We start from the raw sequence: 9664 nt of genomic DNA on the forward strand, positions 1-9664 counted from the left end.
CATGCTTCTCGTCACAAACCTTGCGCCCGGGGACCTTCAGATCCTCAGATTCCGAGTTCTTTGTCGATGAAGGCGAAGACCTCGTCGGGCGTCGCCTCCTGCAACTTCTCCGTCACGGTCCCGCTCTCGCCGTCCGCCGCCTCGGCCTCGGCCGTACGGGGCTCCGCCCACTTCGCCGCGAGATCCCGCAGCCGGGCCGCGATGTCGTCCCGTGCCGCGCTGCCGGGGTCGAGGACGGACAGCGCGGACTCCAGCGCCTCGAGCTCCGCCAGCCCGGGGGCGGCGGCCGTACCGCCGTCGCCCACGATCCGGCCGCACAGGAACTCGGCGAGGACCGCCGGGGTCGGGTAGTCGAAGACCAGCGTGGCGGGCAGCTTCTGCCCGGTGGCGGCGGTCAGCCGGTTGCGCAGCTCCAGCGCGATGAGCGAGTCGAAGCCGAGCTCCTTGAACGCCCGCCCCGCGCCGACCTCGTCGGTCGAGAGGTGGCCGAGCGCGGCGGCCGCGTTGGTGCGCACGACCTCCAGGACGACCACGGACTGTTCGGCCCGGGAGATCCCGGCCAGCCGCTTGCGCAGCGTGTCCGCCGGGGATCCGTCCGAGGCCGTGCCGGGCTCACCGGCCGTGGCGCCGGTCTCCCGCAGCCGCCGGACCTCGGGCAGTTCGCCGATGAGCGGGCTCGGGCGGACCGCCGTGTAGCCGTAGGCGAAGCGGTCCCACTGGATGTCGGCGACGGCCACGACCGTGTCGGCGTGGTCCAGGGCCCGCTGCAGCGCCGTGATGGCGGCGTGCGGCGCCATCGCCGGGACACCGCCCCGGTCGAGCCGCTCGCCGATGGCACCGTCGGCGGCCAGACCCGTCTCGCCCCAGCGGCCCCAGGCCACCGAGGTGGCGGGCAGGCCCTGGGCGCGGCGCTGTTCGGCCAGCGCGTCGAGATAGGCGTTGGCCGCCGCGTAGTTGCCCTGTCCGGCGTCGCCGAGGGTGCCCGCGATACCGGAGAACAGCACGAACGCGGACAGCTCCAGGTCGCGGGTCAGCTCGTGCAGATGGCGCGCCGCGTCGGCCTTGGGGCCGAGGACGGTGGCGAACCGCTCCGGGGTGAGCGCGTCCAGGACACCGTCGTCCAGGACGCCCGCGGCGTGCATGACCGCCGTGAGCGGCTGGTCGGCCGGGATGGCGGCCAGCAGCGTCTCGACGGCCTTGCGGTCGGCCACATCGCACGCGGCGACGGTCACCTTGGTGCCCAGCTCGGCCAGCTCGTCCCGCAGCTCGGCCGCGCCCGGCGCCTCCGGACCACGGCGGCTGGTGAGCACCAGATGCTCGGCACCGTTGGTGGCAAGCCAGCGCGCCACATGAGCGCCCAGGGCGCCCGTACCGCCGGTGACCAGCGTCGTACCGGCCGGCTTCCACGTCCGTACGGCGGGGGCACCGGCCAGCGGGGCGTGCGCGAGCCTGCGGGCGAACACCCCGGCCGCGCGCACCGCGAGCTGGTCCTCGCCGTCGGTCCCGGCGAGCACTCCGGCGAGCCGGGCCAGCGCCCGCTCGTCGGGCGATCCGGGCAGGTCGACCAGACCGCCCCAGCGCTCCGGGTACTCCAGCGCCGCGGTCCGGCCCAGGCCCCAGACGAGCGCCTGATCGGGGGATTCCACGGTGTCCGTCTGCCCGACGGCGACCGCGCCCCGGGTGGCGCACCACAGCGGCGCGTCCACCCCGGCGTCGCCCAGCGCCTGGATCAGCACGGCGGTGCCGGTCAGCCCGGCGTTGACACCATCGGTGCCGGGCGCGGTGCCCTGGTCGAAGGCGAGCAGCGACAGCACACCCGCGACGGTCGCGGTGTCGGCCAGCTCCTCGCGCACCAGGCGGGTCAGCGACGCGCGGTCCGACTCCACGACGGTCGGGGTGATCTGCCGTACCTCGGCGCCGCGTTCGGTGAGCATCCGGACCGCGCCGAGCGTCCAGTCGTCGATGGCGGCGGACTCGGGCACGGCCAGCAGCCAGGTCCCGGACAGCCGCGGGGCCTGCGCCTCGGTCAGGGAGGTCCAGGTCGCGCGGTAGCGCCAGCCGTCCACCGTGGACTGCTCACGGGCCTGCTTGCGCCAGGTGGCCAGGGCGGGCAGGACGGCGCCGAGCGAGGACCGCTCACCGTCGTCCTCGAACGCGAGGGTGTCGGCCAGCGACGCCAGGTCCTCGCGCTCGACGGCCTCCCAGAAGCGGGCGTCGACGGCGTCGGACGGCGCGCCCGACTCGTCGGCCGGGGTGTCGGCCGCCTGCGGCCAGTAGCTCTGGTGCTGGAAGGCGTACGTGGGCAGCTCGACGCGCTCCGCGCCCGTCTCCTCGTACACGGCCTCCCAGTCCACGCTCACGCCACGCGTCCACGCCTCGCCGACAGAGATCCAGAAGCGGTCCAGGCCACCCTCGTCACGGCGCAGCGACCCGATCGCGGCGGCCTCACGGCCCGCGTCCTCGGCGGTCTCCTGCACACCCATCGTCAGCACCGGATGGGCGCTGGACTCGATGAAGACCCCGAAGCCCTCGTCCAGCAGGCGGCGGATGGCGCCCTCCAGCTCGACGGTGCGACGCAGGTTGGTGAACCAGTACTCGGCGTCCAGCTCGGAACCGTCGACCCACTCCCCCGTGACGGTGGACAGGAACGGCACCTCGGCCGTCTTGGGCTCTACGGGAGCCAGCAGCTCCAGCAGCTCGTCACGGAGCAGTTCGACCTGCGCGGAGTGCGAGGCGTAGTCCACCGGCACCCGGCGCGCCCGCACCTCATCGGCCTCGCACGCGGCGACCAGCTCATCGAGCGCGGTCGGCTCGCCGGAGACGACCACCGAGGACGGTCCGTTGACGGCCGCCACCGAGATGCGCTCCTCGCCCCAGGGCGCGATCCGCTCCCGTACGTCCGCCACCGGCAGCGCCACCGACACCATGCCGCCCTCGCCCGCCAGCACCCGGCCGATCGCCTGGCTGCGCAGCGCCACCACACGCGCCGCGTCCTGAAGCGACAGGGCACCGGCCACACACGCGGCGGCGATCTCACCCTGCGAGTGGCCGACCACAGCCGACGGGACGACACCCAGCGAACGCCACAGCTCCGCGAGCGAAACCATCACGGAGAACAACACCGGCTGAACAACGTCCACCCGCTCCAGTGACGGTGCGCCCTCCGCCTCGCGCAGCACATCCACCAACGACCAGTCGGTGAACTCTGCGAGCGCGGCGGCACACTCATCAATACGGGCAGCGAACACCGGTGAAGCATCCAACAGCTCCACGGCCATGCCTACCCATTGTGACCCCTGTCCTGGGAACACGAATGCGGCCTTGCCCCCGATTGAGGCCCCCTGCACCAGGTTGGGCAGGACCTGCCCCCTAGCGAGGGCGTCCAAACCACCGGCGAATTCGTCCCGGTCCGTGCCCACCAGCACCGCGCGCTGCTCGAAGGCGGCGCGGGTGGTGGCCAGTGAGTGGCCGATGTCCAGGGGGCGCAGGGCCGGGTCGGCGTCGAGGTGGGCCAGCAGCTTGGCGGCCTGGGCGCGCAGCGCCGCCTCGCTCTTGCCGGACACCGTCCACGGCAGCGCGCCGGGCCGCCGGGCCGCCGGCTCGGTCTCGTCCGGCTCCTCGGCCGGGGCCTGCTCGATGATGGCGTGCGCGTTGGTGCCACTGAAGCCGAACGAGGACACCGCGGCCCGGCGCGGACGGCCGGTCTCCGGCCACTCCCGCGCCTCCGTCAGCAGCTCGACCTCGCCCGCCGACCAGTCCACATGCGGGGTGGGCTCGACGATGTGCAGCGACTCCGGCAGGACGCCGTGGCGCAGCGCGAGCACGAGCTTCATCACACCCGCGACACCGGCGGCCGCCTGGGCGTGGCCGATGTTGGACTTGATGGAGCCGAGCAGCAGGGGCTGCCCCTCGGGCCGCTCCTGGCCGTAGGTGGCCAGCAGCGCCTGCGCCTCGATCGGGTCACCCAGCGTCGTACCGGTGCCGTGTGCCTCGACGACGTCCACCTCGGCGGGCGACAGCCGGGCGTTGGCGAGGGCCTGCCGGATGACGCGCTGCTGGGACGGGCCGTTGGGCGCCGTCAGACCGTTGGACGCACCGTCCTGGTTGATCGCGGAACCCCGCACGACCGCCAGCACCGGGTGACCCTTCTCGCGGGCGTCCGACAGCCGCTCGACCAGCAGCATGCCCACACCCTCGGCCGGGCTGAAGCCGTCCGCGTCCGAGGAGAACGCCTTGCTGCGGCCGTCGGAGGACAGTCCCCGCTGGCGGCTGAACTCGATGAAGGTGCCCGGGGTGGCCATCACGGTCACCCCGCCCGCGAGCGCGATCGTGCACTCGCCCTGGCGCAGCGACTGGACGGCCAGGTGCAGCGCCACCAGCGACGCCGAGCACGCGGTGTCGACGGTGACCGCAGGGCCCTCCAGACCGAAGGTGTACGAGAGGCGGCCGGAGACGACGCTCGCGGCGCTGCCGGTGGCCAGGTGACCCTCGTAGCCCTCGGTGTTGCTGCGCATGACGATGGAGTAGTCGGAGCCGTTGGTGCCGACGAAGACACCGGACGGGGTGCCGTGCAGCGTGGCCGGGTCGATGCCCGCCCGCTCGAACGCCTCCCACGACGTCTCCAGCAGCAGCCGCTGCTGCGGGTCCATCGCCATGGCCTCACGCGGCGAGATCCCGAAGAAGGTGGGGTCGAAGTCGGCGGCCCCGGTGAGGAATCCGCCCTCGCGGGTGTAGCTGGTGCCCTGCGCGTCCGGGTCCGGGTTGTACAGGGACTCGATGTCCCAGCCGCGGTCGCCCGGGAACTCCGACAGCGCGTCGCCGCCGGAGGTGAGCAACTGCCACAGCTCCTCGGGGGTGCGCACACCGCCCGGGAAGCGGCAGCTCATGGAGACGATGGCGATGGGCTCGTCGTCGGCGAGCGCCGCCGCGGTCGGCAGCGCGGCCACGGCCGCCCGCTGCCCGCCCGCGATCTCGGTGCGCAGATGGCGCGCGAGCACCGTCGGGGTGGGGTAGTCGAAGATCAGCGTCGGCGGCAGCTTCAGCCCGCTGGCGGCGCTGAGCCGGTTGCGCAGCTCAACGGCGGTCAGCGAGTCGAAGCCAAGATCCTTGAAGGCCCGGCCCGCCTCGACGTCGTCCGCGCCGGCGTAGCCGAGGACGGCCGCGACGGCGGTGCGGACCAGCTCCATCACCAGCCGCTCCTGCTCGGCCTCCGGCACCCCGGCGAGCTGCTGCGCCAGCGCGACCGCGCCCGCGCCGTCCGCCTCGGCGTCCCCGGCCATGTCCTGGATGACGTCCCGCGCCTCGGGCAGGTCGTACAGCAGCGGACGGGAGCGGCCGGAGGTGAAGGCGAGAACGAAGCGCTTCCACTCCATGTCGACGACGGTGAGCACCGACTCGTCGCGGTCCAGCGCGTGCTGGAGCGCGGTGACGGCCGACCGCGGCGCCATCTCGATGACGCCGTGGCGGCGCATCCGGTCACCGACGCCGCCCTCGGCCATCCCGCCCTCGCCCCACGGCCCCCAGGCCAGCGAGGTGGCGGGCAGGCCCTGGGCGCGCCGGTGCTCGGCGAAGGCGTCGAGGAAGGCGTTGCCCGGGGCGTAGTTGCCCTGGCCGGGAGCGCCGAAGGTGGCCGCGAAGGACGAGAACAGCACGAACGCCGAGAGGTCCAGCTCCCGGGTCAGCTCGTGCAGATGGCGGGTGGCGTCGACCTTGACCTTCAGCACCCGGTCCACCTGGTCCGGGGTCAGGCCCTCGATCACCCCGTCGTCCAGCACGGCGGCCGTGTGGACGACGGCCGTCAGCGGATGTTCGGCCGGGATGCCCGCGAGCAGCGCCTCGACCTGGGCACGGTCGGCCACATCGCATGCGGCGATGGTGACCTTCGCGCCCAGTTCGGTCAGTTCGGAGCGCAGATCCGCCGCGCCCGGGGCCTCCAGGCCACGGCGGCTGGTGAGCACCAGGTGCTCGGCCCCGTTGGTGGCCAGCCAGCGCGCCACATGGGCGCCCAGCGCCCCCGTACCGCCGGTGACCAGCGTCGTACCGGCCGGCTCCCAGGACCGTACGGCGGGCGTGGCGGCCAGCGGGGCGCGCACCAGACGGCGTACGAGCAGCCCGGTGGCGCGGATCGCGACCTGGTCCTCCTCGGCCCCGGCGAGCACGGTCACCAGCCGGGCCAGCGCCCGCTCGTCGGGCGCCCCGGGCAGGTCGACCAGACCGCCCCAGCGCTCACCGTGCTCCAGCGCGGCCACCCGGCCGAGCCCCCAGACCAGCGCCTGCTCGGGGGATTCGAGGGTGTCCGTACGGCCGACGGAGACCGCGCCACGGGTGGCGGACCACAGCGGCGCGCCGATCTCCGCGTCGCCCAGCGCCTGCACCAGCGCGAGCTGCGCCGCCACTCCGGCGGGGACGGAGGGGTGCCTGGGGTGCGGGTGGCCGTCGAGGGCCAGCAGCGACAGCACTCCGGCGAACGGGATGCCATCGGTTTCGGTGAGCGCGGCCCGCAGCCGCTCGATCAGCTCGTCCCGGCCGTCGGCGTCGGTGTCCACGGCGATCCGCCGTACGTCGGCGCCGCGTTCGGCGAGCACCCCGGCCACGGCGTCGGTCCAGATGTCCTCGGCGGCCGGGGCGACGACGAGCCACGCGCCGGACAGCCGGGCGGGCTGTCCATCGGCGAGCGGTTTCCACGTCACGCGGTAGCGCCAGCCGTCCACCGTGGACTGCTCACGGCTCTGCTTGCGCCAGGTGGCCAGGGCGGGCAGCAGCGCGCTGACCCGCTCATCGCCGTCGACGTCCAGCTCGGCGGCGAGCGCCTGCCAGTCCTCGCGCTCCACGGCCTCCCAGAAACGGGCCTCGACGGGGTCGGCGGCGGTGGCGGCAGCGGCGGAGGTGCCCGCCTCCAGCCAGTAGTGCTGGTGCTGGAAGGCGTACGTGGGCAGCTCGACGCGCTCCGCGCCCGTACCGTCGAACACCGCCTCCCAGTCCACGCCGACGCCACGCGTCCACGCCTCGCCCAGAGAGGCCCAGAAGCGGTCCAGGCCGCCCTCGTCACGGCGCAGCGAACCGATCGCGGCAGCCTCACGGCCCGCGCTCTCGGCGGTCTCCTGCACACCCATCGTGAGCACGGGGTGGGCGCTGGACTCGATGAAGGCACCGAAGCCCTCGTCCAGCAGACGGCGGACCGCACCCTCCAGCTCGACGGTACGGCGGAGGTTGGTGAACCAGTACTCCGCGTCCAGCTCCGGACCCTCGACCCACTCCCCCGTCACCGTCGACAAGAACGGCACCTCGGCCGTCCTGGGCTCCACGGGAGCCAGCAACTCCAGCAGCTCCTCACGGAGCAACTCGACCTGCGCGGAGTGCGAGGCGTAATCCACCGGCACCCGGCGCGCCCGCACCTCATCGGCCTCACAGGAGGCCAACAGCTCGTCCAGCGCCTCCGGCTCACCCGAAACCACCGCCGAGGAGGGACCGTTGACGGCCGCGACGGAGATGCGCTCCTCGCCCCACGCCGCGATCCGCTCCCGTACATCCGCCACCGGCAGCGCCACCGACACCATGCCGCCCTCACCCGCCAGCACCCGGCCAATCGCCTGACTCCGCAACGCCACCACACGCGCCGCATCCTGAAGCGACAGAATCCCCGCCACACAGGCGGCGGCGATCTCACCCTGCGAGTGGCCGACCACAGCCGCCGGCCGGACACCCAGCGAACGCCACAGCTCGGCGAGAGACACCATCACCGCGAACAGCACCGGCTGGACCACGTCCACGCGCTCCAGCGACGGCGCACCCTCGGCGCCGCGCAGCACCTCCACCAACGACCAGTCGGTGAACTCCGCCAGCGCCGCGGCACACTCCTCGATCCGCGCGGCGAACACGGGCGAGGCGTCCATCAGCCCCACCGCCATACCTGCCCACTGCGACCCCTGCCCCGGAAACACGAACGCCGTCCGGCCGCCGACGACGGAGCCCTGTGAGACGCCCGCCGCCATACCGCCCTCGGCCAGGGCGGTGAGCCCGGCCAGCAGGTCGGCGCGGTCGTGGCCGCGCACCACGGCGCGGTGGTCGAGCTGGGCCCGGGTGGTGGTCAGCGAGAGGCCCACGTCGACCGGGCTCGGCCCGGGGTCGGCCTCGAGGTGCGCCAGCAGCCGCTGCGCCTGGTCGCGCAGTGCCGCCGCGCTCTTGCCCGACACCGCCCACGGCACCACGTCCAGCCGCTTGGACGACGGAGCCGGTCGCTCGGTGGCTTCCTCGGCCTCCTCGGCCTCCTCTGCGGGGGCCTGCTCCAGGATGGTGTGCGCGTTGGTGCCGCTGAAGCCGAAGGAGGACACGGCGGCCCGGCGCGGGTGGTCGGTCTCCGGCCAGGGGGTGGTCTCGGCGAGCAGCGACACCGCGCCCGCCGACCAGTCGACATGCGGGGTCGGCTCGTCGATGTGCAGGGTCCTGGGCAGGACGCCATGGCGGATGGCCATGACCATCTTGATGATTCCGGCGACACCGGCCGCCGCCTGGGTGTGCCCGATGTTGGACTTGATCGAGCCGAGCAGCAGCGGCTGGTCCTCGGTGTGCTCCTGGCCGTAGGTGGCCAGCAGCGCCTGTGCCTCGATGGGGTCGCCCAGCGTCGTACCGGTGCCGTGTGCTTCGACCGCGTCGACATCGGCCGCCGAGAGGCGGCCGTTGGTGAGCGCCTGGTGGATGACGCGCTGCTGGGACGGGCCGTTGGGCGCGGTCAGACCGTTGGACGCGCCGTCCTGGTTGATGGCCGAGCCCCGGACGATCGCCAGCACCGGATGGCCGTTCTTGCGCGCGTCCGACAGCCGCTCGACCAGCAGCATGCCGACGCCCTCGCCCCAGCCGGTGCCGTCCGCGGCGGCGGCGAAGGGCTTGCAGCGGCCGTCGGCGGCGAGTCCGCGCTGCCGGCTGAACTCGGTGAACGTCGAGGGGGTGGCCATCACCGTGACACCGCCCGCGAGCGCCAGCGAGCATTCGCCGCTGCGCAGCGCCTGCACCGCCATGTGCAGCGTGACCAGCGACGACGAGCACGCCGTGTCGACAGTGACCGCCGGGCCCTCAAGACCGAAGGTGTACGAGACCCGGCCGGAGGCGATGGAGCCGGAGCTTCCGGTGCCGAGGAAGCCCTCGACGCCCTCGGGCACGGAGTCGAGCCGCGAGGTGTAGTCGTGGTACATCACGCCCGCGAAGACACCGGTCCGGCTGCCGCGCAGCCCGGTCGGGTCGACCCCGGCCCGCTCGAACGCCTCCCAGGACGTCTCCAGCAGCAGCCGCTGCTGCGGGTCCATCGCCATGGCCTCGCGCGGCGAGATCCCGAAGAGCGTGGGGTCGAAGCCGCCCGCGTCGTAGAGGAATCCGCCCTCGTTCACATAGCTGGCGCCCGCCTGGTCGGGGTCGGCGTCATAGAGCGACTCGATGTCCCAGCCGCGGTCCGTGGGGAAGCCGGAGATCGCGTCCTCGCCGCCCAGGACGAGCCGCCACAGCTCCTCGGGGGTGCGGACACCGCCCGGGTAGCGGCAGCTCATCGCGACGATCGCGATCGGCTCCTGGTGCCGCTCCTCGACCTCGCGAAGCTGTCGGCGGGCCTGACGCAGGTCGGCGGTGGCCCGCTTGAGGTAATCCCGGAGCTTGTCCTCGTTATTCACCATTGCGT

General features: G+C 73.6%; 1 protein-coding gene. It reads right to left on the reverse strand.

Going from position 1 to position 9664, the window contains the following annotated elements:
* Positions 1 to 44: 44 nt before the first annotated feature.
* On the reverse strand, positions 45 to 9659 hold the full coding sequence (locus STRVI_RS37535; RefSeq protein WP_014060785.1) for a type I polyketide synthase: 9615 nt from the start codon (positions 9657 to 9659) through the stop codon (positions 45 to 47).
* Positions 9660 to 9664: the final 5 nt, after the last annotated feature.

This window comes from Streptomyces violaceusniger Tu 4113 (genome assembly GCF_000147815.2).
GTDB lineage: Bacteria > Actinomycetota > Actinomycetes > Streptomycetales > Streptomycetaceae > Streptomyces > Streptomyces violaceusniger_A.

What these genes read in the sequence shown, in the direction of transcription:
- STRVI_RS37535 (WP_014060785.1), bottom strand. Translation starts at nt 9,659, where the DNA reads ATGGTGAATAACGAGGACAAGCTCCGGGATTACCTCAAGCGGGCCACC.